The 1,442-nt window shown below is 34.8% G+C and carries 2 protein-coding genes; both read left to right on the top strand.

Translation table 11 applies throughout. From position 1 onward, the window contains the following. Positions 1-344: 344 nt before the first annotated feature. Positions 345-875, top strand: coding sequence for a phospholipase D family nuclease (locus ACIPNH_RS03165; RefSeq protein WP_400771691.1), 531 nt, complete (start codon positions 345-347; stop codon positions 873-875). Positions 876-984: 109 nt separating this feature from the next. Next, complete coding sequence (locus ACIPNH_RS03160; protein ID WP_400771689.1) at positions 985-1,386, top strand: hypothetical protein; 402 nt, start codon at positions 985-987, stop codon at positions 1,384-1,386. Positions 1,387-1,442: the final 56 nt, after the last annotated feature.

Here is a 1,442-nt window from a genome sequence, read left to right as displayed (position 1 = left end):
TTAAATGTTTAAGAAATTTACTAAGCAGAAAAAAAGGCAAAAGAAACCCCGTGTTAGCTAGTTGTCACTCCCTAATCCTGCAAATTGGCGTACTATACTGTCTTAAACGACTTATAAGCGCGTTTCAGCTTGTGTAGGTAAAAACCTAGAAATATTGTGAAGACATAAGGTGCACAGATGAAGATAACTGAATACCTTCAGTTTCATGATAAGGGGGCTGGCGGAGTTTGTCAAGTAAGTTTTTTCGTTTCTAACGGTTGTTGCCAAAAACTATGCAAGAAGTCTATTGACAGGTGATTAAATTATAATGTAGCCTATCGCCGTATATCCGGGGGTGGGTTGTTGTGAGGCTTTTTCACTTTTTATTCTTGTTAATGTGTTTTTCTCTGTATTACTATGCGGGTTTTATATTTTCGCCCTGCCCAAAAGCTACGGTTTGCTTTTCACCTGGAGAAGATTGTGCTGTACCGATAATCAACGTAATAGATCAGTCTAAAAAATCTATCTTAGTTCAAGAATATACATTTACTCTTGGAACAGTTGCAAAATCTTTGATTAATGCTAAAGAACGCGGTGTTGATGTTAAAGTCATCTTAGATAAATCGCAACTCTACTCAAAATATAGTGTTATAAATGAATTATTTTCAGGTGGAGTACCAATTTGGATCGATGATAAGCCAAAGATTGCTCATAATAAGATAATGATTGTTGACAATCAAAAAGTCATCACAGGGTCATTTAACCTTAGTAAGACAGCTAAAAAAGGAAATGCTGAAAATTTATTAATTATTACAGATTATCCTGAATTGACTCAGCAGTATGTGAAAAACTGGGAGGCACGAATGTCACAATCTTACAAATACGCTCCCAACTAATCGAGAGCGCTTGCTCAAAATCAGTTTTAAAAACAGCAAGGGAGAGCTTTTTTGATTGATTGGCATAATGATTATGATATAATGAACTAAAAATTTAAGGAATAAAGTAATGGATTATATAAATGATGCTGCCGGTAGCTACACTGCTATTCATGATTTTTTTCAAAACAACGGTGTTGGAGATTACAAAGTTCAATGCAATTATGGTGGGGTGCCGTATGCTACTGATGAGTACGTGCATTCTGGCGATAAATTTTGGAGTAATAATTTCATAGACTCACATTTTGGCAGGGAAATAAAAATGTATCCTCAAAGTGAACTTTTAGCTAAAGAATATGCTGGAAATACGTTGCCAGTTTCAATATCACTAGATAAGGATTTAATAAAAATGAAGGAATGTCAGAAAAAAACGAAATTTGTGGAACTAGAAAGGGAGTCAGGTGATTTAGTGCATGATAAGCAAAAGTATGTAAAGTGTTACACAACAAAGCTATCATATGATGATGTATAGCTCTTTTCATAGAAGTCCGGATGTGATAAGATAAGGATAGAAGATGATAAGGAGGT

Source organism: Wolbachia endosymbiont of Drosophila barbarae (genome assembly GCF_044752445.1).
In the GTDB taxonomy this organism is placed as follows: domain Bacteria; phylum Pseudomonadota; class Alphaproteobacteria; order Rickettsiales; family Anaplasmataceae; genus Wolbachia; species Wolbachia pipientis.
The sequence above is the reverse complement of the archived record's forward strand: the minus strand, read 5'-3'. Positions and strand labels throughout refer to the sequence as shown.